The organism is Microbacterium sp. UMB0228, assembly GCF_002871415.1.
Classification (GTDB): domain Bacteria; phylum Actinomycetota; class Actinomycetes; order Actinomycetales; family Microbacteriaceae; genus Microbacterium.
On the sequence record NZ_PNFU01000001.1, the window covers coordinates 229,843 to 255,869 of the forward strand.

24 protein-coding genes are annotated in these 26,027 nt (G+C 70.3%); 18 read left to right on the top strand and 6 right to left on the bottom strand.

The window, feature by feature from the left end:
* Nucleotides 1-117: 117 nt before the first annotated feature.
* The 9 genes from CJ226_RS01210 to CJ226_RS17945 all read left to right on the top strand — a co-directional run bounded on the left by CJ226_RS01210 (nt 118) and on the right by CJ226_RS17945 (nt 10,436).
* Nucleotides 118-1,950, top strand: a complete 1,833-nt coding sequence (locus CJ226_RS01210) for a nucleoside-diphosphate sugar epimerase/dehydratase (protein WP_257996431.1) — start codon at nt 118-120, stop codon at nt 1,948-1,950.
* A 14-nt stretch (nt 1,951-1,964) separates the two neighbouring features.
* Entirely contained in the window at nt 1,965-3,083 is a 1,119-nt protein-coding gene (locus CJ226_RS01215; RefSeq protein WP_102208083.1) for a DegT/DnrJ/EryC1/StrS aminotransferase family protein, read from the top strand.
* Nucleotides 3,084-3,115: 32 nt separating this feature from the next.
* Nucleotides 3,116-3,709, top strand: coding sequence for a sugar transferase (locus tag CJ226_RS01220; protein ID WP_308409676.1), 594 nt, complete (start codon nt 3,116-3,118; stop codon nt 3,707-3,709).
* Entirely contained in the window at nt 3,706-4,353 is a 648-nt protein-coding gene (locus tag CJ226_RS01225; RefSeq protein ID WP_102208085.1) for a NeuD/PglB/VioB family sugar acetyltransferase, read from the top strand. Before CJ226_RS01220 ends, CJ226_RS01225 begins: the two co-directional genes overlap by 4 nt.
* Nucleotides 4,350-5,528 carry a glycosyltransferase family 4 protein gene (locus tag CJ226_RS01230; RefSeq protein WP_102208086.1) on the top strand — a complete coding sequence of 393 codons (1,179 nt, stop codon included), beginning with the start codon at nt 4,350-4,352 and terminating at the stop codon, nt 5,526-5,528. Before CJ226_RS01225 ends, CJ226_RS01230 begins: the two co-directional genes overlap by 4 nt.
* An 86-nt stretch (nt 5,529-5,614) precedes the next feature.
* On the top strand, nt 5,615-6,694 hold the full coding sequence (locus tag CJ226_RS01235) for a glycosyltransferase (protein WP_180964504.1): 1,080 nt from the start codon (nt 5,615-5,617) through the stop codon (nt 6,692-6,694).
* A 1-nt stretch (nt 6,695) separates the two neighbouring features.
* Complete coding sequence (locus CJ226_RS01240) at nt 6,696-7,766, top strand: glycosyltransferase family 4 protein (RefSeq protein ID WP_180964505.1); 1,071 nt, start codon at nt 6,696-6,698, stop codon at nt 7,764-7,766.
* Between the two features lie 43 nt (nt 7,767-7,809).
* A complete protein-coding gene (wzy, locus tag CJ226_RS01245; protein WP_180964506.1) occupies nt 7,810-9,135 on the top strand; it encodes an O-antigen polysaccharide polymerase Wzy in 1,326 nt (441 codons plus the stop codon).
* Entirely contained in the window at nt 9,132-10,436 is a 1,305-nt protein-coding gene (locus tag CJ226_RS17945; protein WP_180964507.1) for a lipopolysaccharide biosynthesis protein, read from the top strand. Before wzy ends, CJ226_RS17945 begins: the two co-directional genes overlap by 4 nt.
* On the opposite strand, the gene CJ226_RS01260 is transcribed toward CJ226_RS17945, so the two are convergent.
* The 4 genes from CJ226_RS01260 to CJ226_RS01275 form a co-directional block, all read right to left on the bottom strand.
* Nucleotides 10,378-10,944 carry a DapH/DapD/GlmU-related protein gene (locus CJ226_RS01260; protein ID WP_257996433.1) on the bottom strand — a complete coding sequence of 189 codons (567 nt, stop codon included), beginning with the start codon at nt 10,942-10,944 and terminating at the stop codon, nt 10,378-10,380. The genes CJ226_RS17945 and CJ226_RS01260 overlap by 59 nt on opposite strands.
* A 25-nt stretch (nt 10,945-10,969) precedes the next feature.
* Nucleotides 10,970-12,823: a DUF4012 domain-containing protein gene (locus CJ226_RS01265; RefSeq protein ID WP_180964508.1), complete on the bottom strand. Its 1,854-nt coding sequence runs from the start codon at nt 12,821-12,823 to the stop codon at nt 10,970-10,972.
* 124 nt (nt 12,824-12,947) lie between these two features.
* Entirely contained in the window at nt 12,948-13,424 is a 477-nt protein-coding gene (locus CJ226_RS01270) for a VanZ family protein (protein ID WP_102208093.1), read from the bottom strand.
* A gap of 35 nt (nt 13,425-13,459) precedes the next feature.
* Nucleotides 13,460-14,395, bottom strand: coding sequence for a Ppx/GppA phosphatase family protein (locus CJ226_RS01275; protein ID WP_102208391.1), 936 nt, complete (start codon nt 14,393-14,395; stop codon nt 13,460-13,462).
* Nucleotides 14,396-14,423: 28 nt separating this feature from the next.
* On the opposite strand from CJ226_RS01275, the gene coaA reads away from it, so the two are divergent.
* From coaA to CJ226_RS01315, 8 genes are all read left to right on the top strand, one after another.
* Complete coding sequence (gene coaA, locus CJ226_RS01280; protein ID WP_025104380.1) at nt 14,424-15,377, top strand: type I pantothenate kinase; 954 nt, start codon at nt 14,424-14,426, stop codon at nt 15,375-15,377.
* 63 nt (nt 15,378-15,440) lie between these two features.
* Entirely contained in the window at nt 15,441-17,288 is a 1,848-nt protein-coding gene (gene glmS / locus CJ226_RS01285) for a glutamine--fructose-6-phosphate transaminase (isomerizing) (RefSeq protein WP_102208094.1), read from the top strand.
* A gap of 105 nt (nt 17,289-17,393) precedes the next feature.
* Entirely contained in the window at nt 17,394-17,753 is a 360-nt protein-coding gene (locus CJ226_RS01290; protein ID WP_062635782.1) for a holo-ACP synthase, read from the top strand.
* A complete protein-coding gene (gene alr, locus CJ226_RS01295; RefSeq protein ID WP_102208095.1) occupies nt 17,750-18,856 on the top strand; it encodes an alanine racemase in 1,107 nt (368 codons plus the stop codon). Before CJ226_RS01290 ends, alr begins: the two co-directional genes overlap by 4 nt.
* Nucleotides 18,857-18,906: 50 nt before the next feature.
* On the top strand, nt 18,907-19,344 hold the full coding sequence (tsaE, locus tag CJ226_RS01300; protein WP_062636080.1) for a tRNA (adenosine(37)-N6)-threonylcarbamoyltransferase complex ATPase subunit type 1 TsaE: 438 nt from the start codon (nt 18,907-18,909) through the stop codon (nt 19,342-19,344).
* Nucleotides 19,341-20,186 carry a response regulator transcription factor gene (locus tag CJ226_RS01305; protein WP_062635786.1) on the top strand — a complete coding sequence of 282 codons (846 nt, stop codon included), beginning with the start codon at nt 19,341-19,343 and terminating at the stop codon, nt 20,184-20,186. The genes tsaE and CJ226_RS01305 overlap by 4 nt, the downstream gene beginning before the upstream one ends.
* A gap of 208 nt (nt 20,187-20,394) precedes the next feature.
* Nucleotides 20,395-21,987, top strand: coding sequence for a cell wall metabolism sensor histidine kinase WalK (locus CJ226_RS01310; protein WP_062635788.1), 1,593 nt, complete (start codon nt 20,395-20,397; stop codon nt 21,985-21,987).
* The gene (locus CJ226_RS01315) at nt 21,984-23,120 is read left to right on the top strand and encodes a hypothetical protein (RefSeq protein WP_102208096.1); all 1,137 of its coding nucleotides are present in this window, start codon (nt 21,984-21,986) and stop codon (nt 23,118-23,120) included. Before CJ226_RS01310 ends, CJ226_RS01315 begins: the two co-directional genes overlap by 4 nt.
* A gap of 15 nt (nt 23,121-23,135) precedes the next feature.
* Here the strand turns inward: CJ226_RS01315 and CJ226_RS01320 are convergent, their stop codons facing one another.
* Nucleotides 23,136-23,804, bottom strand: coding sequence for a FadR/GntR family transcriptional regulator (locus CJ226_RS01320; protein ID WP_102208097.1), 669 nt, complete (start codon nt 23,802-23,804; stop codon nt 23,136-23,138).
* 278 nt (nt 23,805-24,082) lie between these two features.
* Between CJ226_RS01320 and CJ226_RS01325 the strand changes: the two genes are divergently transcribed.
* Nucleotides 24,083-25,777 (top strand): 2-isopropylmalate synthase, encoded by a 1,695-nt coding sequence (locus CJ226_RS01325; protein ID WP_374754507.1) that lies wholly within the window; start codon nt 24,083-24,085, stop codon nt 25,775-25,777.
* On the opposite strand, the gene csrA is transcribed toward CJ226_RS01325, so the two are convergent.
* Nucleotides 25,774-26,025 (bottom strand): carbon storage regulator CsrA, encoded by a 252-nt coding sequence (gene csrA / locus CJ226_RS18570; protein WP_025104370.1) that lies wholly within the window; start codon nt 26,023-26,025, stop codon nt 25,774-25,776. The genes CJ226_RS01325 and csrA overlap by 4 nt on opposite strands.
* Nucleotides 26,026-26,027 lie beyond the last annotated feature (2 nt).

Genomic DNA, 26,027 nt, shown 5'->3' on the forward strand with positions numbered 1-26,027 from the left:
CGAGTCGACCTCGGTCGTCCGCGAGGGCCGAACCGATATATGGATAGGCTGTGCCTCAGCTGAACCCCACGCGAGGGACAGCGCGAGCGGTGCAATCCGGGGAGCGGGAGGACGACGGTGAGTCCTGAAGGTGTTGCCGCGACCCCACAGCGGCGTCGCGCTCTCGCCGCGGCTGTGGACGCCGGCGCGTGGGCGCTCGGAGTCGTCGCCGCCGTGGTGCTGCGTTTCGAGTTCGCGATGACGGCGGCGACCTGGGCGGCGACGCTGGCCCTCGCCCTTGTCGCGGCGGCACTGCACGTCCTGCTCGGGCTTCAGTTCGCGCTCTACCGCGGGAGGCTGAGCTACGGCTCCTTCGAGGAGGTGCGCTCGCTCGGACTGGTCGTGATGGGGGAGTCCATCCTGCTGGGAATCCTCGTGGTCCTGTTCGGCAACGCGGTCGGGATCCCGCGGGGTACGGTGTTCCTCGCCTTCCCCTTCGTCCTTCTCACGATGTACGGCGTTCGGTACCTCACCCGCTTGCTCGCGGAGCGGACGCGCAAGCCGGGCGATGAGGCGGAGCCGGCCATCATCGTCGGCGCGGGGTTCCTCGGCGACAACGTGCTGCGCAGCATCCTCACCGACCCCGCATCTCCGATCCGGCCCGTGGGGCTCCTCGACGACGACCCCGCCAAGAAGCACCTGCGCCTGCGCGGTGTGCCCGTCATCGGCTCGACGAGTGACCTTGCGGAGGCTGCCGCGAGGACCGGCGCTACCGCGCTCGTGATCGCCGTGGCACGCGCCGACGGCGCGCTGCTGCGTGAACTCACGGATCGCGCAGAGGCCGCCGGGATGAGCGTTTCGGTGACGCCGAGCCTCACGCAGATCCGCTCCGGCGAGGAATCGCCGGCCGATCTCCGTGACGTCAGCATCGAGGACCTCATCGGCCGCCACCCGGTGGACACGAACGTCGAGCTCATCGCGGGCTACATCACCGGCAGGCGGGTGCTCGTCACGGGAGCCGGCGGCTCGATCGGCTCGGAGCTGTGCCGACAGCTCGCGAAGTTCGGCCCCGCTGAGCTCACCATGCTCGACCGCGATGAGACCGGGCTCCAGCTCGCGCAGATCCGCACCGCAGGGCACGGGCTACTCGACACGAAGGACGTCGTCCTCGCGGACATCAGGGAACCCGAGATCCTCCGCCGTGTCTTCTCCGAGCGGCGGCCTGAAGTCGTCTTCCACGCAGCGGCACTCAAGCACCTCCCGATGCTCGAGCAGTACCCGGACGAGGCCTGGAAGACCAACGTGCTCGGGACTCTCAACGTGGTGCAAGCGGCCCGCGAATCCGGGGTCACGACTTTCGTCAACATCTCCACCGACAAGGCGGCCAATCCGACGAGCGTACTGGGTCATTCCAAGCGCCTCGCCGAGAAGATCACTGCCTGGGCCGGAGAGGAAACCCGGATGCGCTATCTCTCCGTGCGGTTCGGCAACGTGATCGGAAGCCGGGGCTCCATGCTGCCGACCTTCCAGGCGCTCATCGAGTCCGGCGGACCGCTCACCGTCACGCACCCCGACGTCACGCGGTACTTCATGACCATCCCCGAGGCCTGCCAGCTCGTCATCCAGGCTGGCGCCGTAGGGCGGTCCGGCGAGGTGCTGATCCTGGACATGGGCGAGCCGGTGTCGATCCTCGAAGTGGCCAAGCGGATGATCGCGATGTCGGGCAAGGCGATCGAGATCGTGTTCACGGGCCTCCGGGAAGGTGAGAAGCTGCACGAAGAGCTCGTCGGCGACCACGAGAGCCTCGAGCGGCCCTTCCACCCCAAGGTGTCGCACACGCAGGCCCACCCGATCGCACCCGAGCAACTGGACCGTGCCGGGTGGTATTCACGGATGGGCACCACGCCTCCGTCGAACAGCACGGTGTCGGTCGCGCCGATGCATCTCATCGACACGGAGGCCGCACCGTGAGAGAACGTATCTACATGTCATCGCCCGACATCGGCGAGGCGGAGCAGGAGGCGGTCCTCGCCGCCATGAGGTCAGGCTGGATCGCTCCTCTCGGCCCTGACGTCGATGCATTCGAACGAGAGCTGGCGGCGCGAGTCGGCGTCGCGCACGGCGTCGCCCTCAGCTCCGGCACCGCGGCGCTGCACCTGGGGCTGATCGTGCTCGGAGCGGGGCCGGGAACAGTGGTTCCCACGTCCACCATGACTTTCGCGGCCACCACGAACGCGATCGTGTACACCGGAGCGGAGCCGTACTTCATCGACGCCGATCCCGCGACCGGCAACATGGACCCGGCTCTCCTGCGAACGGCTCTTCATGAGCTCCGTGCCTCCGGTGCCAGCGTGCCGGCGATCGTCCCGGTCGACCTGCTGGGGAAGGCGGCCGACTACACCGCCATCCTCGCGATCGCCGCCGAGTTCGACGTGCCCGTGCTCGCCGATGCCGCGGAGTCTTTGGGCGCCACCCACGCGGGGCGGGCGGCGGGCAGCTTCGGGTCGGCGTCGGCGGTGTCCTTCAACGGAAACAAGATCATGACCACCTCCGGCGGGGGGATGCTCCTCACCGATGACGGCGATATCGCCCGCCGCGTGCGCTATCTCGCCACTCAGGCCCGCCAGCCCGTCGTCCACTACGAGCACACCGACATCGGCTACAACTACCGCCTGAGCAACCTGCTCGCAGCACTCGGCCGCGCACAGCTCGGACGCCTGGACGAGATGATCGGCCGGCGCCGAGAGATGCGAGCGGCGTACAAGGCCCTCTTCTCGAACGTCCGGGGCGTCGAGGTCTTCGGCGCAGCAGGCGACGAGACCGACAACGCCTGGCTCACTTCGATTCTCGTTGATGCGGACGAGACCGGGTGGACGCCTGCGGAGCTCTCCGCTCACCTCGGCGATGACGACATCGAGACGCGTCCCCTGTGGAAACCGATGCATGCGCAGCCCGTGTTCGCCGGTGCACGAGGAATCATCACCGGAGCGGCGGACGAGCTCTTCCGCCGTGGGCTCACCCTCCCCAGTGGTTCGGCGCTGACGGACGAGCAGCGGGAGCGGGTGCTCACCCGGATTGGCGGGTTCCTGGACGGGCGGCGATGATGGCTGTCCGAGTCGCCTCCTCGTATGACCCGGTGAAGCGAACGCTCGACATCCTCGGCGCTGTCATCGGTCTCGTTCTCCTGTTGCCGGTGATCGCCCTCACCGCGGTCTGCGTCGCCATCGATGTCGGTCGCCCGGTGATCTTCGCACAGCCTCGTCCCGGCCGCCACGGCCGGATCTTCACGCTCTACAAGTTCCGCTCCATGCGCAGCGTCGATGACCGGCACCGATTGGTCACGGACGCCCAGCGCGTGACGAAGTTCGGACGCGTTCTCCGCGGATCGAGTCTCGATGAGCTCCCATCGCTGTGGAACGTGCTGCGAGGGGAGATGAGCGTCGTCGGTCCGAGACCCCTGCTCGTCGAGTACCTCGACCGCTACACGCCGGAGCAGGCTCGGCGGCATGAGGTTCGTCCGGGTCTCACCGGACTCGCGCAGGTCGCGGGCCGGAACACCGTGAGCTGGGAGCGTCGCTTTGCACTCGACGTGGCCTACGTCGATGCCCGCAGCCTGCGTCTCGATGCTCGAATCCTCGCGCGAACCGTGGGCCTCGTCCTCCGACGCGAAGGGATCGCCGCCCCCGGCTCGGTCAGCGCCCACACATTCGAAGGGACCGGTCACGCATGACCTCTTCGCCGACCTCGCTGGTCATCATCGGAGCAGGAGGTTTCGGGCGGGAAGCCCTCGACACCTACCTGGCGGCGAAGTCCGCTGGACTGATCGACGTCGATCTGCTCGGGATCGTGGACGATGCGATCACGGAGCAGGACGCGGCGAAGCTCGACCGTGTCGGCGTGAGGTACCTCGGTACGCGGGAGGATCTCGGCGCACAGGCGAGGGTGCGGCTCGCTGTGGCCATCGGGGACCCCCGGGTCCGAAGCAAAGTGACAGCGGAGTGCCTCTCCCTCGGGTACGAGCTGCACTCCCTCGTGCACCCCACAGCCGTCATCGGATCACTCACGACGGTGGGCCCGGGAAGTATCATCTGTGCCGGGGTCCTCGTCTCCACCTCGGTGCGCCTGGGCCGTGGCGTCCACCTGAACCCGGGCGCCACGATCGGTCACGATGCAACGCTCGAGGACGACGTCTCCATCAATCCACGCGCCGTCATCTCGGGGAACGTCATCGTCGGACGGGAGGCGCTGGTCGGGGCCGGGGCCGTGGTGCTGCAGGGGCTCGAGGTCGGGGCTGGCGCGACGGTGGGCGCCGGTGCCTGTGTCACCCGCGACGTCGTCGCCGAGCGGATCGTGAAGGGAGTGCCGGCCCGATGACGCGGACCGTCGCCATCGTCCTGAAAACCGCGGCGGGGGGACTATGGATCCTCCCGCAGGTACGCGCGTTGCGCGAAGCAGGTGCGCTCGTCACCGTGTTCCTCCCCGATGCGCCCGGTCGCCTCGGTGACCGTCTCGCCGAGATGGCTGCTGTCGACGACGGCCTCGCGATCCGGCGGACCCGCTATCAGTTCGGGCTCGTCCCGAAGCCGGCGAACGTCCGTGACTTCCTGTCCTTCTCCCGCGACCTGCGTTCTCTCCATCCGGACGCCGTGCTCTACCACCTTTATGCCAGCGCCCTGGCGACGCGGATGGCACTGCTCGGTCGCCGGACCAGGACCGTGCACATGGTTGCGGGACCCTTGCATCTCGAGACACCCGTGATCCGGCTCGCCGAGCGGGTTCTTCACCATGCCGACGACGTCATCGTCTGCGGGTCGGACGACACCCTACGCCGATACGCCGAGGTGGTCCCCGGCGCCGACAAGCTCGTGAGCATCCCCTACGGCGTGGACACCCGCGTCTTCATGCCACCGCGCGGCGGTGACCGGCCGGTGGCGGCCGAGGCGCACCGCCCTGGCTCCACTTTCGAGGTGATCATGGTGGCGTTCGTGTATGCCCCCAAGCGTCTCGTGCATCGCGGGCACGGTATCAAGGGACACGCGGAGCTCCTGCAGGCGTGGGCCGCGTTCGTCCGTGACCACGACGATGCGCACCTGACGATCGTCGGCGGCGGATTCCGTCCGGAGGGGGAGGTCTATCGACGGCAGCTCATCGAGGCCCTTCCCCGATCGCTCGAGGAGCTGCGCGTCACGTGGTTGGACACGGTGGACGACGTGCGAGCGGCCTACTCGGCTGCCGATGTCAGCGTCAGCCCGTCGCTGTCCGAGAATCATGGTGCAGCGCTGGAGGCTTCGGCGATGGCGGTGCCGTCGATCGTGAGCGACGCCGGCGGTCTGCCAGAGACGATGGCCCCCGGGGCGACCGGCTGGGTGATCCCCGCCGGCGACCCTGATGCTCTCCGCGACGCGCTCGAAGAGGCATACCGAGCGTGGCGGGACGATAGGCTTTCTGCGATGGGCGATGCGGCGAGGGCGAGAGCCGTGGAGCTGTTCGACAGCACTGACGCAGCAGCACGCGTGGCGCACGTCGTGCTCGACGGAGCACGCCGGTGACCGGAGCCGCGCCTCGGGTTCTCGTCTTCTCGGAAGCGCGCTTCGCCATGGACATGTCCGGACGCTTGCTCTCCGAGGATCCCGGTGTGAACGCCGACGCCTGGGCGCGAGAGCTGCCGGGGGAGTCCCTGTCTCCAGTGCTCGCCGCTCGTGCCCTGCTCGTTGAAGATCCCGTCGGGTCACCGCTGAGCGGGGAGACGCTCGCGCTGCCGCACTACGTCGGGCTTCATCAGTCGGTCCTGCGCCTTCCGGCCACGTGGGCTGCTATCCGTCGGAGTGTCAGCGGCGCGGACCTCGTGTTGGTGAAGGTTCCGGGTGTACTCGGCACCCTTGCGACACTCGCGGCGCGTCGGCGCGGTATCCCGGTCGCCGCGGAAGTCGTGGGTGATGCCGAGGGCGTCCTGCGGTCCGGCGCGTTGGGTACGGCGGGCCGGCTTCTGCGGCCCGTCGTCGGTGTGGTCACGCGCTTCGTCGTCCGTCGAGCGGGAGCGGTCAGGTACGTCACGGAGCGGGAGCTGCAGCGTCGCTACCCGCCCGCGCCGGATGCCGCAGTCGCCTCCTTCTCCGACGTGGTGATCGCCGACGAGCCGAGCTGGGAGGGAGCGGAGGGCGGAGCACCGCACCTGGTGTCGGTCGGCTCCGTCGACCAGCTGTACAAGGGACATCACCACCTGATCGAAGCGCTCGGACGCATCCGGGACGAGTTCCCCAATGCCACGCTCACCATCGTCGGTTCCGGACGAAGGATGCCGTTCCTGTACGAGACCGCCCGAGAGCACGGGGTGTCCGACGCCGTCCGATTCACCGGGTATCTGGGTGATCCGGCGGACGTGGCGGCGGTGCTCGCCGAAGCGACGTTGTTCGTTCTCCCCTCGTTGACGGAAGGGATGCCCCGTGCGCTCATCGAAGCGATGGCAATCGGCGTACCGGCCATCGCCAGTCGCGTCGGAGGGGTGCCCGAGCTCCTGCCCTCGTCCGCGACTTTCGCCCCGGGCGACGTGACGGCGATGACCCGACTGCTGCGCGAGCTGCTCCGGTCGCCGGAGCGGCGCCGCGAGCTATCGACCGCCGGTATCACCGCGACCCGGCGGTTCTCGTCGTCCGCGCGCGCCGCCGCGCTCGCAGACTGGCAGCGCACGCTGATCGGCCTGGCCGACGGTGGATGAGGTGAAGCCTACGGTCGTCGTCCACGTCATCGGAAGTCTCGATCACGGTGGCGCAGAGAAAGTGGCCCTCGACCTGTGCGAAGCGATCCCCGCCGCTCGCGCCACGCAGGTCTTCTACTGCTTCTCCGGACGAGAAGGAGCCCTCGCCCCGCGGTTCCGGCAGGCCGGTGCGGTGGTGTCGGCGGCCCCCGCCGGTGGCACGCTCGCCCGCGCCCGTGCGCTTCGACGGCTCGTGCGAGAGCACGGGGCGCACGTGGTCGTCTCGCACGTCTCGCTCGCGAGTGCTTTCCTCCTGCTGGCCGTGTGCAGGACGGGGGTGCGGCGGCGCATCGCCCGCGCCCACAGCACGGGCGACGATCGAGGCGGTGGCCTGCGGGCGGCGTATCGAACCGCTGCTCGGGCGCTGCTGCCCTTCTCGGCGACCCACGTCGCGGGAGTCAGCGATGCGGCTCTCCGCTTTCTCGTCGGACGGTGGGGGAGGCTCCATCGCTGGCTCGGTGTCGACAATCGCGTACTGGTGAACGGCGTCGATGTCGGGCGCTTCCACGCGACGGGGGAGGAGCAGGACGTGCGCCCTCCACGAGTCGTGCATGTCGGCCGGGCGTCGCCGGAGAAGAACCGCCGTGTCCTCGTCCCGATCTTCCGGGCGCTCCGCGCCATGAAGCCCGTGGAGATGTGGGTGGTCGGTCCCGGCGGGACGGCGGATCTCGGCGAGCTGCCCGGTGACGGAGGGTTCCGTGTCGCGGGCGTGGTCGACGACGCGGCACCGATCCTCCGGGAGGCCGACGTCCTGCTGCTGCCCTCGCTCCGGGAAGGGCTTCCTGGCGTCGTGCTGGAGGCCCTGGCCAGCGGCGTTCCCGTGGTCGCCTCCGATCTCCCGACCCTCCGTGAGCTCGAGGCGCTCCCCGGCGTGTTTTTCGTCCCCCCGAACGCCGCCGTCTCCGAATGGGCGGCCGCGGTGGCCCGAGCGATGGACATGAGTTCTGCGGACCGCCGCTCCCTGGCGGAAGCCGTACGACGCTCGAGGTTCACCCTGGAGAGGAGCGTGAATGACTGGCTCGCGCTCTGGTGACCTTCTGCTCGTCGCAGACACCGCCGGCCGACACCGTCGATGGATGAGGGTGTGTCTCGGCCTCGCTATCGGACTGGTGACACTGACCTGGAGCACATCGACTGGAGGCGGGGAGACGAGCGCGGCGCAGGCCGGTCTGCTCATTTCCGCCTTCACCGGCCTTGTCGTCACGGCGTGGAACCCGCGTGCGGGGGCAGGGGGAAGCGCCTTCCTCTACTTTTTCGTCTTCGCTCTGTTCCACGGCGGTCTCGTCATCGCGTACGTGCTCCATGGTGACGCGGCGCTGCTGGGCGGCGGCGACAACTCCTGGATAGCGGCCGAGCGGCTCGCTCCAGCGACCTCCCTCACCGTGATCGGTGCGGCGAGCGCCAGTGCCGGTGTCGCACTGGGACAGCTCGGGCGTGCGGGGGATTCGCTCCCGTCTGCGGCGACGGCTCCGACCGGGAGACTTCCGGTCGTCGGCGGTGTGGCAGCGGTCGTCGGCGTGGGCATGATCGGTTCCGCGCTGTGGTCCAACGGTGGCCTCGCCGGAGTGGGCGGCTACTTGGAGTTCCTCGACGTGGTCGCCGGCGAGTCGGTGTTCAGCTACGGCACCCTCCTGCTCGGACTGGGGCTGTGTCTGCTGGTGGCGAGTGGCGGACGCAGCCGCATCGTCGGCTGGGCCAGCATGCTGGCGCTCGCCGCCTTGGCGCTGCCGCTCGGGCTCCGCGGCCCGGTACTCTTCCCGCTCGTCACCCTGGTCATGATCGAAGCCAAGCGGCGACGCCTGCAGCTGTGGATCTTCGTGCTCGTGGCTGCCGCGGTGCTCTCGGCGATCAGCGTGATCCGGCAGACCAGAGCCCAGGGGTTCAGCGGTTTGCTCGCGGGGGGATGGACGCGGATCGACCCGATCGACGGCGCCGCCGAGATGGGCTATTCCCTGTTCCCGGTGGTGCAGGTTGAGCAGTGGATGTCGGCGGGACTGCCTCCGATGAACGGCGTCACGTTCATCGCGCCGGTGGTGAGGGTTGCGGAGCGGCTGCTGGGGGTGCCGTCCCCGCCGGGCGACCAGGACCTGCGCTTGTTCAACGTCGAGGTCTTCACCCGTATCGGCCCCATCGGCGGCTCGCCGATCGCGGAGGGGTACCGCAACTTCGATGTGCTGGGCGTCGTCCTCGTCATGTGCGTGCTGGGATTCGTGCTGGCGCGAATCGACCGGCTGCCCGGCACTCCGAAGGGGGCGGCGCTGGCCGCCGTCATCATGTTGCCGATCGTGACCGCGGTACGGAACTCCTTCGCTCCGGTCCTCCCGCAGATCCTCATCGGTCTTGTCCTGGTCGGGGCGGCGTTCCTCGGGTCACGCGACCGGGGTGGCGGGGGGACTCGATGAGGAACCTCATCAAGGCCGTCTCCGCGATGATCGCGGGATCCGGTGCGCAACTGGCGGCGAATGCGCTGGCTGGGTTCCTCGCGACGGCATGGCTTCCGGTCGGAGAGCGCGGGCTCATGATCCTCGTGCTCTCCGCTTCCGCGATCGTCTCCCTGCTGGTCAGTGCGGGTATCGGCAACACCCTCAGGGCGAGGCTGCCGCGAGCGGGCGACGACGAGGCGGTCGAGCTCCGCCGCGCGTTCACGGCGGCGGGGCTCATCGTGATCGTGGTAGCGGCGGTCGTCGGGGGCGGGTCCGCGGTGCTTCTTCAGGGCACCGACCCGAGGATGGCCACGGCGCCGATCGTCGCGGCGGTCGCCCTTGCGACCTCGTCCCAGGTCGGCATCGCCCTGCTCACGGACGCGCGCTTCGCCGGAATGCGGTACGCAGCCGGTGCTCGCTGGGCCGCCGTCAGCGCCGTCGCGGGCCTGGTGAGCATGGGCCTGACGCTCGCGTTGTGCCGCGGGGGCGGAATCACACCTACGGCAGCGCTCCTCGTCGGGGCGCAGTACGGTGCGGTGGCTGTCGTCGCGGCCCTCTCCGTGGTCTTCGCTTTCCGGGACGGCGACCTGGTGCGCGGGTGGGCATCCGGCCTCCGCGTATCGCGGCTCTTCCTCGCGGGGGCGTCCACCCTCGTCCTCCCGCTCGCCATCGTGGTCATCGCCCGGTCCGACCGGCTTGTCCTCGGAGCCGTCACGTCGGCCACCGTGGTGGCGGTGTACGGGCTGGCGGCCACCTATGCGGAGATCATCCGCATCGTCCCGACGGCGATCGCACAACTCGCTCCGGCTCGAGTCGCCGAAGGCGGCGGGTTACGCAGTATGGCGAGGCTTGCGGTGCTATCCGTGCTCGCGACCGCGGTCACGGCGACCGTCGTCGGGCTGGCCGCGACCTGGCTGACTGTTCCGCTCTTCGGCACTCCGTACGCCGATGCCGTCACCATCACCTGGCTCCTCCTTCCCGGTGAGGTGTTCTACGCGCTGATCGTGCTGGCGAACCTCGTCCTCATCGGAGGAGAGTGGAACCGCGCGGCGACACTCGTCGGGCTCTCCTCGGTGCCGCTCGCGCTCGCGCTCTACAGCGTCGGCGCGACGCTGGCGGGCGCCGAAGGCCTGGCCGTCGCGCGCGATCTCGTGCTGGCGGTGATGGCGATCGCCGGTGGCGTGGCTGTCTGCGTCGTCTTCCGTCCTCGACGTCGCGGACTCACTGCACCCGAGCCGGAACGCCCCATGCCCGTGAATCCGCCGGCACCGAGCGGGTGACGACCGCTCCCGCTCCGATGGAGCTGTGATCGCCGATCGTGACTCCCGCCAGCACCGTCGCCCTCGCGCCGAGCCAGACGTCCTCTCCGATCACCACGGGCGCGGCGACGAATCGCATCTCGGCGAGCGGGACGGTGTGGTCGTGGTTGGCGTCCCGGATGACCACGTTCTCCGCCACCTTCGTGCCTCTGCCGAGGAGGACCTCTTCGCGGGCGACCACCACGGTGCCAGGACCCAGGTAGTGGGCTTCGATCGACAGCCGCGCCCCCGGCCCTGCCGTCAGTGTCACGTTGCGGGTGACCGCGCAGGAGCGCACGCGCAACGTCCCGCCCGGTGACACCCTGATGTCGCAGCCGGGGCCGATGAAGGTGGTGCGGTCCGCATCGAAGCCGGGATACATCAGGCGCAGGCGGGTCTTGCGGGCAGACGAGCACGCGAGCTCGCCCAGCCGCCAGGCGCCGCGCAGGAGCTTCGCGACGGTGCGGCGCAGTGCGGCGGTGGGGGTCATCGGGGCTCCGGATCGTGGGTATACATCAAGGGGCGCAGGCGTCGGTGATCTGCACGGGGCTCTGGCGGGAGAGCGGGGTCTGCACCAGTCCCAGTGCACCGTGCGAGCTCTGCGGAGGGGTGAAGACGAACTGAATGCTGTGCTCGGCATCGAGATGGTGCAGCACCTCGACCTTCACGACCGGGCGCCCGAGGTGCTGACCGGCAGAGATCGGCTGCACCGGCACGCCGTCCACGCGGATCTCGTTCAGAGTGCCGCCGGTCGGGCCGTAGATCGCGACGTAGGTGCTGATATCCGCGGGGGCGTAGTACGGCCCGGTGATGTAGTACGGGAGTTGCGAGGCGGTGGTCGCGTCCAGCGTCGACGTCAGCGTCGTCGTCCCCTCGATCGTGCCCTCGCCACGGCACAGCGTGGTCGACATGTCCAGGTAGTAGCTCTTCTTCGAACCGGTGTTGTCGTTGACGAAGACGCCGATCTCTGTGGCGTTCGCCGTGTCAGCGGGGAGGGTTCCGGCGAGGGGTGAGGTCGAGACCAGCGCGGCTTCGTCCTCGTCGTCCGACAGGTAGAGCAGACGGCGCTCGTCCACGGCCTGGGACAGGGCTGCCATCAGCACGTCGGGCGCGAAGGCCCCGCTGGTGAGTGCGCTGAAGACGCTCGAGGCGGCACCGGCGAAGAAAGCGTTCTGCATCGTCGGATCCTCGTAGCGGAAGTAGACCTCGTTGAGGAGGAGCGGGACGGCGTTGTCGGCGGTCAGCGCATCTCCGGTCGGCAGCATCAGAGGGCCGGTCGCCCTGAGGAGGTAGGAGAGCGCCACCGGGTCGACCGACACCATGCCGTCGAAGTCCGTCGGCCCGATCTGCGCCCACCAACCCTGCATGATGGACGCCGCCGAGGGGAAGTCGGGCACCATCGTGAAATCCGGCGTGTACTTCCCGATCTTGTCGCCGAAGATGGCGACGGCTTCCGGATCGAGGGGTGCGACGGGCTCAGGAGTCGGTTGCGCGAAGTCGGAGCTGTCGGCGAAGCCGGTGATCTCCAGACGACCGGCGTCGGCTCGCAGGATGAGGAAGACGGCGGCGTTCCCGCCGAGGCTTCGAGCCTCCGAGTTGCCCTGGAACATCAGCAGATAGTCGCGCGGTCCCTCTGCGCCGAGGGCGTCCGGGAGCAGTCGGGCGAGGTCTCGGAGGGGGGCGAGGAGCGGCGTCGCCTTCGACAAGGCCTCGTCGACCATGGTCACGCCCGTCGCGACCTGGTCCGTGAGCTGCGACCGGTCGATCGTGGACATCGTGTCCGCAGCCGTCGCGACACCGGCCGCGATGCGATCGATCGTGGGCGCCAGCGCCGACAGTGCATCGAGATCCACGCGTCCATCCACCGGGCGGAACGCGTCCAGGTCGATCGAGGTCGCGGGTTCGATGACATCGCGGGCGAGCTGGTCGGCGATCTCCGCGACCGACCGCACGGCCGCGAGATCGTCGCCGATCACCGGCAGCGTGGCGGCCAGGGCCCACAGCGGGCTTCCCGTCGTGCTCACGGCTGCCGCAGTCTCGTCGGAGAGCTGTGCGGCGGCTGCGGTTGCGGCCGGACGGTCAGCGGACAGAACGGCTGCCTGCACCGTGGTGATGCTGCTCATCGCCGCCGTCAGGTGCGAGCGCACACTCGACGCCTGCACGTAGAGCAACGCGGCCGCCGCTCCGCCCACGACAACCAGAGCGGCCGCCCCGATCAGCACCGGCGCGAGAGCACGACGACGCCGGCTTCGGCCCCGCCGCGGCTGCGCGCCCGACGGCGTCGTCTTCTCCGGCGACGATCCGCCCCGGCGCGCGCGCGCTTCGCGGCGGCTGCGCGGGTGTCCGGATTCTTCGACGGCGTCGTTCATCGGAGCGCTCCGGCGACGTCGAACTCCCGACGCCGACCATCCGGCGGAACGGCCTCGGCCGACATCGATGCGCGCATAGTGATGAGAGTATCGCGGCATGGTGGTCGCGACGGCGCAGGGGGCGTCATCGTCGGGAAGGGTCTGGCACGCGACGGAGGCCGGCTGACACCGCGGTGAGGAGGAGGCAGGCGAGGCCAGCACCTAGGAACGTGCCGGTGGTGTTCGCCAGGACGTCGCTCAGCGCCGGCACCCGCGAAGGCAAGAAGGCCTGCACCACTTCGATCAGCACGCTCAGGAGTCCCCCGGCCACGGTCGCGCCCCACACCCGCAGCCGCGGCCAGGCGATGGGCAGCAGCAGACCGAGCGGTATGAACAGGGCCACGTTCGCGAGGACCTCCAGCACCACGGCGCTCTGCTCGAACGAAGCCATGCCGGTGCGGGCGACCCACGCGGACATGATGCCCACGAGACCCGTGACCTTCGACGACACCGTCGCCGGCAACCAGACGGTGAAGCCCACGAACAGCAGGTACGCCGCCAGAGCGAACCGCGCCGCTGCGGTGCCGCGACGGAGGCGGCGAACGGCGAGGGTCGAGGTCATGGCGTCATGCTATCCACGCCCCCGGAGCGCGCCTCTCAGGATCGGCCGCCGTGCTGCTCGATGTACCGCAGCAGCACCCCTTCGCGCAGTGCCCACGGCGACACCTCCAGCTCCTCCACGTCGAGCGCCGTCATCGCCGCGTGCAGCGACACCGCCGCTGCGACGATCTGGAAGGTGCGGTCGGGGGTGATGCCGGGAAGCTCCTGCCGCGCCGATGCGGGCAGACGCGCCAGGCGGGGGATCCACGACCCGAGGGCCGCGCGCGGCAGCAGCATCCGCTCGCTCCCCGACCAGCCGGGGACGGGGTAGCCGACCAGACGCGCGAGGGAGCGGATGGCCTTGGACGATCCGACGACGTGGTCGGGACGGGGGAGCGCGGTGAACGCGGGGACGACGGAGGCCAGCGTCGTCGTCGCATGCGCGCGGAGCCGGTCCACGTCGTCCTCGCCGGGAGGGTCGTGCGGGAGGAAGCGCACCGTCATACGTCCCGCGCCCAACGGCACGGAGGCCGCCGCATCCGGGACTTCCTCGGCGCCCGCGGCGATCTCCAGCGAGCCGCCGCCGATATCGAGGAGCAGGAGCTGACCCGCCGACCACCCGAACCACCGGCGCACGGCGAGGAAGGTGAGCTCCGCCTCGGTCTCTCCGTCGAGCACCTGGAGCGGCTGGCCCAGCACGGCCTCGATACGGCCGATCACCTCCTCGCCGTTGCGCGCATCCCGCACGGCGCTCGTGGCGGTGGCGAGCAGTGCGTCAACGCGTTCCGCTTTCGCGACGCGGCGTGCCTGGGCGACGGCCGCCTCCAGGGCGCGCACACCCTCCTCCGCGATAGCCCCGTCGGGGTCGAGGTAGCGCATGAGGCGCAGCACGGTCCGGTCGCTCGTGGTCGCGAGCGGTCGTCCGCCGGGGCGCACGTCGGCCGCGAGCATGTGGACGGTGTTCGATCCGATGTCGATGACTCCGAGGCGCACGGGATGAGGATACTCGCGCGCGGTTACGATGGACGACGTGACCACCGTCGACCCCACGCTGCCGCTGTCGCCGTACCGGGAGATCGGGCGCGCGGAGTGGGCGCGTCTCGCCGCGGGACTCGACCAGCCGCTCACCGAGACCGAGGTCGTCGAACTCCGGGGCATCGGCGACCGGCTCGACCTCACCGAGGTGCGCGAGGTCTACCTCCCGTTGAGCCGGCTGCTGAGTCTGTACGCGAGCGCGACCAAGCAGCTCGGCGCCGCGACCTCGACGTTCCTGCAAGAGGACGACACCACGACGCCGTTCGTCGTCGGCGTCGCCGGCTCCGTCGCGGTGGGCAAGTCGACGATCGCCCGGCTCCTCCGCGAGCTCATGAGCCGCTGGCCGGGGACGCCGCGGGTGGAGCTGGTCACGACGGACGGCTTCCTCTATCCGAACGCCGAGCTGGAGCGTCGCGGCCTCATGGACCGCAAGGGCTTCCCCGAGTCGTACGACCGCCGGGCGCTGATCCAGTTCCTCACGGAGGTCAAGAGCGGGGCCCCGGAAGTGCGCGCGCCGTTCTACTCCCACATGCGGTACGACATCGTCCCGGACGCCCACGTGGTGGTGCGCCGGCCGGACGTCGTGATCGTCGAGGGGCTGAACGTCCTGCAGCCCCCGCCGGCGCCGAACGACGTGGCCGTGAGCGATCTCTTCGACTTCTCGATCTTCGTGGACGCCGACACGGCGCACATCGAGAAGTGGTACGTCGACCGGTTCCTCGCCCTGCGGCAGGGTGCCTTCAGCAACCCGAACTCGTACTTCAACGTGTTCGCGCACCTCACGGACGAGGAGGCGATCACCACTGCATTGGGATACTGGAACGAGATCAACATGCCCAACCTCGTCGAGAACGTGATGCCGACTCGGCATCGGGCACGGCTCGTGCTGCGGAAGGGTGCGGATCACGACGTGGAGAGCGTGCTCCTGCGCAAGCTCTGAGCGCTCGCGGCGGCGTCCGATTGTTCGGACGGTTCGCAAAAAATGCCGCTTACCCTTATCCGCATGTGTGGAATCGTCGGATACGTGGGCCCGCGGCCCAGCCAGGACATCCTTCTCGCCGGCCTCGCCCGGCTCGAGTACCGCGGCTATGACTCCGCGGGCATCGCCGTGATCGACGGCGAGGGGACGCTGGGTATGCGTAAGAAGGCGGGCAAGCTCGCCATGCTGCGCGACTCGCTCGGCGACGCCCCCCTCGCCGACGGCACGACCGGCATCGGCCACACCCGCTGGGCGACGCACGGCGGCCCGACCGACGTCAACGCGCACCCGCACCTCGCCGACGACGACAAGCTCGCGGTGATCCACAACGGCATCATCGAGAACTTCGCGGCCCTGCGGGACGAGCTCCTCGCCGACGGCGTCGCCTTCCGCAGCGAGACCGACACCGAGGTGGCCGCCGCCCTCCTCGGTCGCGAGTACGCGGGCAACGGCGGCGATCTCGCCCTCGCCTTCCGCACGGTGGTGAACCGCCTCGAGGGGGCCTTCACGCTCCTGGCCATGCACCAGGACCACCCGGGGCTCGTCGTCGGCGCCCGCCGCAACTCGCCGCTCGTGATCGGTCTGGGCGAGGGGGAGAACTTCCTCGGCTCCGACGTCGCCGCCTTCGTCGAGCACACCCGCAAGGCACTGGCGATCGGTCAGGACCAGATCGTCTCGATCACCCCGGACGCGGTGACCGTGACCGACTTCGCCGGGACGCCCGTCACCGCAGAGCCCTTCGACGTCTCGTGGGACGCCGCCGCCGCCGAGAAGGGCGGATGGTCGAGCTTCATGGCCAAGGAGGTCGCGGAGCAGCCCGAGGCGGTCGCGAACACCATCCGCGGACGCATCCGCGACGGCCAGGTCGTGATCCCGGAGCTGGACGGCCTCGACGACCTCTTCGTCGGCATCAACCGCGTCATCATCACGGCGTGCGGCACGGCCTCCTATGCCGCGCTCGTCGGCAAGTACGCGATCGAGCAGTGGGCCCGCGTGGCCGTCGACGTCGAGCTCGCCCACGAGTTCCGCTACCGCGACCCCGTCATCGGCGCCGACACGCTCGTGGTCTCGATCAGCCAGTCCGGCGAGACCATGGACACGCTCATGGCCGTGAAGTACGCCCGGGAGCGCGGTGCCCGCACGCTGTCGGTCTGCAACACCCAGGGCGCCACCATCCCGCGCGAGTCCGACGCCGTCGTGTACACCCACGCCGGCCCGGAGGTCGCCGTGGCCTCGACCAAGGCGTTCTCCGCCCAGATCACGGCCTTGCTGCTGCTCGGCCTGCACATGGGCCGCGTCCGCGGTGTCGTCGCCGACGCCTCCACGGACGTCGAAGAGCTCGCCGCGCTGCCGGAGAAGGTCGCGAAGGTGCTGGAGAGCGAGCACGAGCACGTCGCGCAGCTCGCCGGCTGGATGGCGGACACCCGCTCGGTGCTCTTCCTCGGTCGCCACGTCGGCTATCCGATCGCGCTCGAGGGTGCGCTCAAGCTCAAGGAGATCTCCTACATCCACGCGGAGGGCTTCGCCGCCGGAGAGCTCAAGCACGGTCCGATCGCCCTGATCGAGCCGGGACAGCCGGTGTTCGTGCTCGTGCCGTCGCCGCGGAACTCCGCCCTCGTGCACTCCAAGGTCGTCTCCAACATCCAGGAGATCCGCGCCCGCGGTGCCCGCGTGATCGTGGTGGCGGAGGAGGGCGACGCCGCCGTGCTGCCCTTCGCCGACGAGGTCATCCACATCCCGCTCGCCGGACCCATGTTCGAGCCGCTGCTCGCCGTGGTGCCGCTGCAGATCTTCGCGATGGCGCTGGCCACCGCGAAGGGTCTCGACGTGGACCAGCCGCGCAACCTCGCGAAGTCCGTCACGGTGGAGTGACCGCCGACCCATCCCCTTGTGTTCCTCCCACCCCTCTGCGTGCGCACGCAGAGGGGTGGGGCGCACGGAGAGGGGTGGGTGGGCAAGCCCGAGTAGGCTGAACGCGTGATCATCGGCACCGGCATCGACCTCGTGGACATCCCGAGGTTCGAGCGCACGATGACCCGTACCCCTCGCCTGCGCGAGCGGCTGTTCGCCCCGTCCGAACGGGAGCTCCGGCTACCGTCTCTGGCCGCGCGATATGCTGCGAAGGAAGCGCTGATCAAGGCCCTCGGCGGCTCCGACGGGGTGCACTGGACCGAGATCGAGATCGCCTCGGAGGCCTCCGGAAAGCCGCATTTCGTGCTGTCCGGATCCACCGCCACGGTCGTCGAGGAACGCGGCATCCGCACGCTGCACCTCACCCTCACCCACGATGCCGGCCTCGCCGCCGCTTTCGTCGTCGCCGAAGGAGCCCCGCTGTGACCGTCCCGTTCCGCGAGGCCACGATCGACCTCGATGCGATCGCCGACAACGTGCGGCACTTCCGCCGGCTCACCGGAGTCGAGGTGCTCGTCGTCGTCAAGGCCAACGCCTACGGCCACGGCGCCGCCGCGACAGCCGTGGCCGCGCTCTCCGCCGGTGCGACGCGGCTCGGCGTGGCCGAGATCCCGGAGGCGCTGGAATTGCGGCGTCAGGGCGTGCACGCGCCCGTGGTGGCCTGGCTGCACGCCCCGGGGGAGCGGTTCCGGGAGGCGGCTGCGGAAGGGGTCGAGGTCGGCATCTCGTCGTACGACCAGCTGCAGGCGGCCGCCGCCGCCGCTTCCGCGGACCGCCCGGTCGCCGTGCACCTGAAGCTCGAGACCGGGCTGTCGCGCAACGGCATCGCTCCCGACGACTGGGGGACGGTGCTCGCCGAGGCCGCCCGGCTGGAGCGCATCGGCCGCCTGCGCATCGTGGGCCTCTTCTCGCACCTCTCCAACGCCTCACCGGCCGACGACCGCGCCGCGCTCGCCCGGTTCGAGGAGGGGGTGGCGCAGGCCGCGGCGCTCGGCGTGCGTCCGGAGATCCGCCACATCGCCGCCACCGCCGCCGCGATCGACCTGCCGGAGACACGGCTGGACGCCGTCCGCATCGGCATCGGCACGTACGGCCTCTCGCCTTTCGACGACCGCTCCTCCGCGGACCTGGGTCTGCGCCCGGCCATGACCCTGCGCGGGGCGGTGGCGGCCGTCCGTCGTGTCCCCGCCGGCACCGGGGTCTCCTACGACTACGCGCACCGCACGGACCGCGAGACCACCCTGGCGCTCGTGCCCCTCGGTTATGCCGACGGCGTGCCCCGCAGCGCCTCCGGACGCCTGCCCGTGTCGATCGGAGGGCGCCGCTACACGAACGTCGGACGGATCGCGATGGACCAGTTCGTCGTGGACGTCGGGGATGCGCCGGTGGGTGTCGGTGACGAGGTCACTTTGTTCGGGGATCCGACCCTCGGCGTGCCGTCGGCCACGGAGTGGGCGGAGGCCGCCGGCACGATCGGCTACGAGATCGTCACCCGCATCGGTCACCGGGTGCCGCGGAGGACGACGTGAGCTTGGATCCCGCGTTCCTCGGACGCCGCCGGATCTCCACCTCCGAGGAGATGGAGCAGCTCGGCCTGCGCATCGGCGAGCAGCTCGAGCCCGGTGATCTCCTGATCCTCACCGGACCGCTGGGGGCGGGCAAGACCACGTTCACCCGCGGGCTGGCCGAGGGGCTCGGGGTCCGGGGGCCCGTGCAGAGCCCGACGTTCGTGATCGCCCGCACCCATCCGTCGCTCGTCGGCCGCGCGCCGCTCGTGCACGTCGACGCCTATCGCCTCGGCTCCGCGGCCGAGCTCGACGACCTCGACCTCGACCTGGAGCGGTCGGTCGTGGTCGTGGAATGGGGCCGCGGTATGGCGGAGGAGCTCGCCGACGCCTGGTGGGACATCGAGATCGAACGCCCCGTCGGTGCCGGCGAGGACGAGCACCTCGACCCGTCGGAACTCGACGCCGACGCGCCGCGCGTCGTCACGATCGCCCGTGAGGAGCGCGCGTGACGGCGGGGGAGCCGCTGGTCGCGGTCATCATCGAGGACGACCCCGGCGTCCGGTCCCTGCTGGACGAGGTGTTCCTCGCCGCGGGGTTCCGTACCGTGCTGGCCGGCTCCGGTCCCGAGGGGCTCGCGGCGGTCACGGCGCACCGTCCGATCATCACCACGCTCGACATCAACCTCCCCGGCATCGACGGCTTCGAGGTCGCACGGCGCATCCGACAGGTCAGCGACACCTTCATCATCATGCTGTCCGCCCTCGCCGACGAGTCGGACGTGGTGCTCGGCCTCACCTCCGGCGCCGACGAGTACCTGGTGAAGCCCTTCCGGCCGCGCGAGCTGCGTGCGCGGATCGAGGCGCTCCTCCGGCGCACCCGCACCCCGGCGACGGACCCGCTCCCTCTCGCCGCCGCGCAGGGCCCGGCGGCTCCGACCCCCGTCCCCGCGGCCTCCCTCGCCCCGAGTATCCCGCTTCCGGCCGGTGCCGCCGCCGACGCCACCGTCGCCACATGGCGCGGGCTCGTGCACCGCGATCTCAGTCTCGACCTCGACACGCGCCTCGTGCTCGTCGCCCAGCGCCCCGTCGAGCTCACCCCCACCGAGTTCGACCTGCTCGCGGCGCTCCTCGAGGCCGGCCGTCGGGTCTGCAGCAAGGCCGACCTCGCGCTCGGGCTGCGCGGAGCCTCCGGTGACGCCTTCGATCGGGTGAGTGAACCCGACAAGCGGGCGATCGAGACGCACATGGCCAATCTGCGTCGGAAGCTCGGCGACAGTCCCACCGCCCCTCGTTACATCGAGACGGTGCGCGGTGTCGGGTACCGCCTCACGTCCGACGACCGGCGCTCCTGACGGGAGGGGCGAGGCCGCGGCTCCCCCACCGCGGCCCCGGATGCCTGCGAATCCCCACTCGCGCGGCCCCAGCTTCTGCGAAATCCCCAGTCGCAGCGTCGGCTCCCACTCAGAATCGTAGGACGGGAACGACGCCTGAAGAGCGAGAAGTGAGGATCTTTGAGTAATCTTGCGTGAATGCTGAGGATCGACCGGGAGGCGGACCTTGATGATCCGCACGGTCTCGATCTGGCGGTGGCAGCTGGTGTTCACCGCGAGCATCGTCGCCATCGTGGTGATGGTCGCGGGCTTCAAGCCGCAGACGATCGCGATCCCGCTCTTCATCGGCGGTATCGGCCTGATCGTGGTCACCACCCTCGTGGCGCTGATGGTGCCGTGGCGACGCCTGCCGCGCACGGCGGTGACCGCCCTTCCGCTGCTGGACGTCCTCGGGGTCGGGCTGACCACGAACGTGCCGGATCTCCGGCTCGGCTTCCTCTGGGTGTTCCCGGTGGTCTGGTTGGCGACCTACTTCTCGATGCCCTGGGTGTTCGTCGGCATCGCGCTGAGCGGCGGCTGCCTGGTGTTCTTCGCCGACCGCTCGGGGCCGCCGGAGGACGTGCTGCTGCGCGTGCTCACGGTCGTCATCACCCTGAGCTTCCTCGGCGTGACCGTCCGCATCGGCGCCCAGCGCTCCGGCGCGGCGAGGCGGCTCCTGCAACGCCGCTCGGAGCAGGTGAACCGGGCGGCGGAGCGGGCGGAGACGAACCAGGAGCGCGTCACGCAGATCATCGACGCGCTCGGCATCGCGCTCGTCGTGGTCACCTCCGCCGGTCGCATCCTGCAGATGAACGACGCCTACCGCGCCCTCTACGGTCGTGACCGCTTCGGCACGGCGCTCCCGTCGGCGTCCGTCGAGTACGACGCCCGGCGCGGGACGGCTCTGGCCCCGGAGCGCACGACGCTGGCGCGCGCGGCCGCGGGGGAGCCGATGCGGGAGGAGCGGGTGTGGCTGTACGACGGGGCAGGGCAGTGGCACGCCCTCGCTGTGACCACGCAGCTCATCGCCGGAGCCCGGCAGGGGGAGCGCATCACCCTCGTCGTCATCGACGACGTCACCGCGCTCCTGGAAGCCGCCGAGGAGCGGCGGGCCCTCACGGCGGTGATCTCCCACGAGCTGCGCAACCCCCTCACCGCGATCATCGGGCACGTCGAGCTCCTGCGCGAGCGCGACGACCTCCCCGGCCGGGTGCCCGCGCAGATCGAGGTCATCGCGGACGCCGGGGAGCGGCTGCAGGATCTCGTCACGAGCATGCAGGCCCAGACGGGGCGGGTCTCGCACGACCCCTTCGAGCCGGTGGACCTGCGCGTGGTCGTCGAGGAGTCGGCCGCGTCGTTCGCGCCCCTGATGGGGGCCGCGCGGCAGGAGCTCGTCCTCGACGGGGCCGAGCGGATGGTGATCACGGGCGACGCGTTCCGGCTGCGTCAGGTGCTGGACAACATCCTGGGCAACGCCGTGAAGTACACGCCGGGGGGCGGACGCATCACGGTGCGGCTGGCGGAGTCGGGCGGACACGCCGAGGTCACCGTGGCGGACACGGGGATCGGCATCGCCGAGGAGGAGCTGCCGCGGCTGTTCGAGCCCTACTTCCGCGCCGACAGCGCCGTGCGCGGCGGCATCGCCGGCACCGGTCTCGGCATGGGCATCGCACGGGACATCGTGGTCGCGCACGGCGGCGTCATCCTCGTGGCGAGCGAGGTGGACGTCGGCACCACCGTCACCGTCCGCTTCCCCCGACGACCGAAAGAGAACTCCGTATGACACCGCTCGTGCCCGTCAGCGTCGACGTCACCACGAGCATGGTGGCGGTGGTGACCGTGCTCACCGCGATCGTGGTCGGTCTCGCCACCCTGGCCCGGCCGAGCAGGGCGACCATCGTCTGGGGCGTCGCCTTCGGCATCGGAATGCTCGGCGCCTACCTCTGGTTGGCCGGTCACCAGACCGGCAGCCCCGTGCTGCGCGCGGCCGCCTCCGCGATCGTCGTCTCCTTCGTGCCGCTCGTGTGGCTCGGGGTGCGGATGCACTTCGGACGGTCAGCGCCCTGGCTGCCGGTCGTCCTCGCGCTCGTCGGCGTCCCCACGGCGCTGATCCTCACGGCGGGCACGCGCTGGTATCTGCCGGTCTTCCACGTCGTCTTCCTGGCGATGGCGGTCTTCGCCGGCCTGCTCGCCTGGGAGCTGCTCCGAGGGCAGCCGGCGTCGCGCGACGTCGTGCTGCCTCTCGCGCTCGCCGCGTGCGGCTTCGTCGTGGTCGCCGTCGTCAGCGCCGGCTCCGCCCTCGTCTCGGGAGGCGTGAGCACGGAGGAGCAGCTCAGCGCGCTGCGCGGGATGAACGCGGTGGGGACGATAGTCGTGAGCACGTGCGCAGCCTTCACCCTCGTGCTCCTCGTGCGGGTGGAGAGCGCGACGCCCGGGGCGGACGGTGCGGCGGAGCGCGCCAGGGAGCGGCTTCGCAAGGCGTCAGCGCAGAAGGACCCCGCCTGGTCGATCCTCGACATCCGTTTGGACGACCCCATCGACCTCCGCGAGGCGTCGAGCAGCGCCGGCTTCCGACGCATCGCCGATCGCTTCCACGCGGACATCGGCGACGTGCTTCCGGCGACAGCCGATGCGGAGCGGGTCGCCGACGACCGCGCGATCGTCATCATCCACGGCAGCGACGAAGCGGTGCGGTTCCACCTGCGGGCGATCCTGGCATCCGTGTCGATCATCGATCTGGAGGCGCCCGCGAGCGGGATCCGCTCCTCCGCCAGCATCGGCTGGGCGACGGCATCCGTCGCGGGATACGACTACGACACGCTCGTCGCGGCGGCGGCATCGGCGGCCGATCGGGCACGCGAGGCCGGCGGGGATCAGTGGAAACGGGCGCAGGAGTCGGATCTGACCGCCGTCTGAGCTCGCCTTCCGGCGTCAGCCGAACAGCCTCTTCACCGTATCGAGGTGCTCGCGGGTCAGGGCGCCGGCTGTCCGGGGGTCGCGTGCGGCGATCGCATCGCCGATACGCGCGTGCGCGTCCTGGTCGGCGGCGTCGCCGTGATGGCCGCGGATGCGCAGCATGTCGATCATGGCCTGCAGCGAGCGCGGGGCGAAACCGTCGAACAGCTCTCGCAGCACGGGATTGCCGGAGGCGACGACGACGGCCCGGTGGAAGGCCATGTCCGCCTCGACGTGCGCGCGGATGTCCGTGCGTCGACGGTCGCGTTCGGCGAGCGTGCGCCTCAGCTCGTCGAGGTCGGCCGGGGTCCGGCGCTCCGCAGCGAGCACCGCGGCCTCGACTTCGATCGCGGTGCGGGCCTCGAGGACCGCGATGATGTCGGCGCGGTCGAGGACGGCATCCCAGGTCGGAATGGGCTCGACGGCCGTGACGAAGACGCCCGCGCCCTGGCGGGTGGCGAGCACACCGCGCCCGGCCAGTATGCGGATCGCCTCGCGTGCCGTCGAGCGACCCACGCCGAGCTGCGGAGCGAGTGTGGTCTCGCCGGGCAGCTTGCCGCCGATCGTCCATTCACCGGCTCCGATCCGTGCCAGGAGCAGCTCGGCGGCCTGTTCGGCGAGGGATTCACGGCGCACGGTCGTCATGGGTCCATTCTCGCAGGCCCATCAACTGCTCTGCTTGTCTGAGAAGTTGTGCTACATTTCCCCTATGCGCACACTCGGGTTCCTCCTTCTTCGTCGCCACGACGGGGTCTAGTCAGACCGGCTCCCCGTCGTGGGGCGCAGGACGCGCCGGTCGCCTTCCCCGCGATCTGAACAGGAACCAGACCATGACCCCACGCCGCGCCTTCCCGACCCTCGCCACCCCGTCCGGCGCCCTCCCCGATGATGCCCCGCACTGGAACAAACAGCGGCCTTCGCAGATGCCCTCGCATCGATATCGCGACGTGTACTCCCGCGTCGCCGTACCGGTGCAGACGCGGACCTGGCCGAGCGCACGACTGACGCAGGCACCCCTGTGGGTCCCGGTGGATCTCCGTGACGGGAACCAGGCGCTGGCGGAGCCGATGGACCCGGCCCGCAAGCGGCGCTTCTTCGAGCTCATGGTCGCGATGGGCTACAAGGAGATCGAGGTCGGGTACCCCTCGGCCTCCCGGACGGACTACGACTTCGTCCGGCTCCTCGCCGAGACCGACCTCGCTCCTGCCGACGTGACGATCGTGGTGTTCACGCCCGCGCGGCGCGACCTGATCGAGCGCACCGTGGAGTCCGTGCGAGGCATCCGGAACCCCGTCGTCATCCACATGTACACCGCCACGGCGCCGACGTGGCGCGACGTCGTCCTCGGCCAGGACAGGGAGGGGCTGAGGGCGCTGATCCTCACCGGCGGGCAGGACGTGCTCCGCTTCGCGGGAGACCTCGACAACGTCCGCTTCGAGTTCTCTCCCGAGGTGTTCACCCTCACCGAGCCGGACTTCGTCCTCGACGTGTGCGAGGCGATGACGACCCTGTGGGACGCGACGCCCGAGCGCCCCGTGATCCTGAATCTGCCGGCGACCGTCGAGGTCGCGACCCCGAACGTCTACGCGGACCAGATCGAGTACATGCACCGCAACCTCGGCCGTCGCGACGGGGTCATCCTCTCCGTGCATCCGCACAACGACCGCGGCACCGGTATCGCCTGCGCGGAACTCGCCGTCCTCGCCGGCGCGCAGCGGGTCGAGGGGTGCCTCTTCGGCAACGGGGAGCGCACCGGCAACGTCGACCTCGTGACCCTCGCCCTCAACCTCCACGCGCAGGGCGTCGATCCGATGATCGACTTCTCCGACATCGACGAGATCCGCCGGACCGTCGCACACTGCAACGGCATCGACATCCATGCGCGGCACCCGTATGCCGGCGACCTCGTGCACACCGCCTTCTCGGGCACCCATCAGGACGCCATCCGGAAAGGGTTCGCGGAGCATCGCGCCCGTGCCGCGGAGGAAGGCCGCGCCGAGGGCGACATCGAATGGCACGTGCCGTATCTGCCCATCGACCCGGCGGACATCGGCCGCAGCTACGACGCCGTGATCCGCGTCAACTCGCAGTCCGGGAAGGGCGGCATCGCGTACCTGCTGGAAGACGCCTTTGGGATCGAGCTGCCGCGGCGCCTGCAGATCGACCTCGCCCGTCTCGTCCAGCGGCGCACCGAGCAGACCGGACGCGAGATCACGGCCGCGGAGGTGTGGGACATCTTCGACGCCGCCTACCTCGCGAGCGCGGACACGAGACCGCTGAGGCTGCGGGCGGATGCCGACGTCGCGGGAGGGTGCACGACGATCACGCTCCATGCCGACGGCGTCGAGACGTGGACCCGCCACGACGGCGTCGGTCCGGTGGAGGCGCTGGGCACGGCGCTCGCGGCAATCGGTCTGCCCGTCGAGGTCCTGAGTCTGCACCAGACGAGCATCGGAACGGGCACGGAGAGCGACGCGCTCACCCTGATCGAGTACCGCGACGGCGCACGCTCGGAATGGGCGGCCGGCCGCGACCGCTCCGTGCTGACGGCGACCCTGCACGCCGTGCGGAACGCGGCGGAGCGCCGCGCCGCGACGACGCCGGCCCGCGGGGCCTAGGGGGTCTGCTTCTCGCGCCCTCGCGCGAGTGCCGCGGTGATGGCGTCCGCGGCGCTCGCGTCGGTGTCGGCGGCGGCGGAGACGTTCTCGGCGACGACGGCCTCGATGATCTCGGTGCGCTGGATGCGGGTCTCGCGCGGGGCCTTGACGCCGATGCGCACGCTGTCGCCCTTGATGTCGAGCAGCGTGACCTCGATCTCGCCGTCGATGCGCACGCTCTCACCGATCCGCCTCGTCAACACCAGCATTC

Excerpts from the sequence above, each read along its gene's own strand:
- csrA (WP_025104370.1), bottom strand. The coding sequence starts at position 26,025 with ATGCTGGTGTTGACGAGGCGGATCGGTGAGAGCGTGCGCATCGACGGC.
- wzy (WP_180964506.1), top strand. The coding sequence starts at position 7,810 with ATGAGGGTGTGTCTCGGCCTCGCTATCGGACTGGTGACACTGACCTGG.
- CJ226_RS01310 (WP_062635788.1), top strand. The coding sequence starts at position 20,395 with ATGATCCGCACGGTCTCGATCTGGCGGTGGCAGCTGGTGTTCACCGCG.
- CJ226_RS01225 (WP_102208085.1), top strand. The coding sequence starts at position 3,706 with ATGACCTCTTCGCCGACCTCGCTGGTCATCATCGGAGCAGGAGGTTTC.
- CJ226_RS01315 (WP_102208096.1), top strand. The coding sequence starts at position 21,984 with ATGACACCGCTCGTGCCCGTCAGCGTCGACGTCACCACGAGCATGGTG.
- CJ226_RS01265 (WP_180964508.1), bottom strand. The coding sequence starts at position 12,823 with ATGAACGACGCCGTCGAAGAATCCGGACACCCGCGCAGCCGCCGCGAA.
- CJ226_RS01230 (WP_102208086.1), top strand. The coding sequence starts at position 4,350 with ATGACGCGGACCGTCGCCATCGTCCTGAAAACCGCGGCGGGGGGACTA.
- CJ226_RS01270 (WP_102208093.1), bottom strand. The coding sequence starts at position 13,424 with ATGACCTCGACCCTCGCCGTTCGCCGCCTCCGTCGCGGCACCGCAGCG.
- CJ226_RS01325 (WP_374754507.1), top strand. The coding sequence starts at position 24,083 with ATGCCCTCGCATCGATATCGCGACGTGTACTCCCGCGTCGCCGTACCG.
- CJ226_RS01260 (WP_257996433.1), bottom strand. The coding sequence starts at position 10,944 with ATGACCCCCACCGCCGCACTGCGCCGCACCGTCGCGAAGCTCCTGCGC.
- tsaE (WP_062636080.1), top strand. The coding sequence starts at position 18,907 with ATGGAGCAGCTCGGCCTGCGCATCGGCGAGCAGCTCGAGCCCGGTGAT.
- CJ226_RS17945 (WP_180964507.1), top strand. The coding sequence starts at position 9,132 with ATGAGGAACCTCATCAAGGCCGTCTCCGCGATGATCGCGGGATCCGGT.
- CJ226_RS01215 (WP_102208083.1), top strand. The coding sequence starts at position 1,965 with ATGTCATCGCCCGACATCGGCGAGGCGGAGCAGGAGGCGGTCCTCGCC.
- glmS (WP_102208094.1), top strand. The coding sequence starts at position 15,441 with ATGTGTGGAATCGTCGGATACGTGGGCCCGCGGCCCAGCCAGGACATC.
- CJ226_RS01320 (WP_102208097.1), bottom strand. The coding sequence starts at position 23,804 with ATGACGACCGTGCGCCGTGAATCCCTCGCCGAACAGGCCGCCGAGCTG.
- coaA (WP_025104380.1), top strand. The coding sequence starts at position 14,424 with ATGGACGACGTGACCACCGTCGACCCCACGCTGCCGCTGTCGCCGTAC.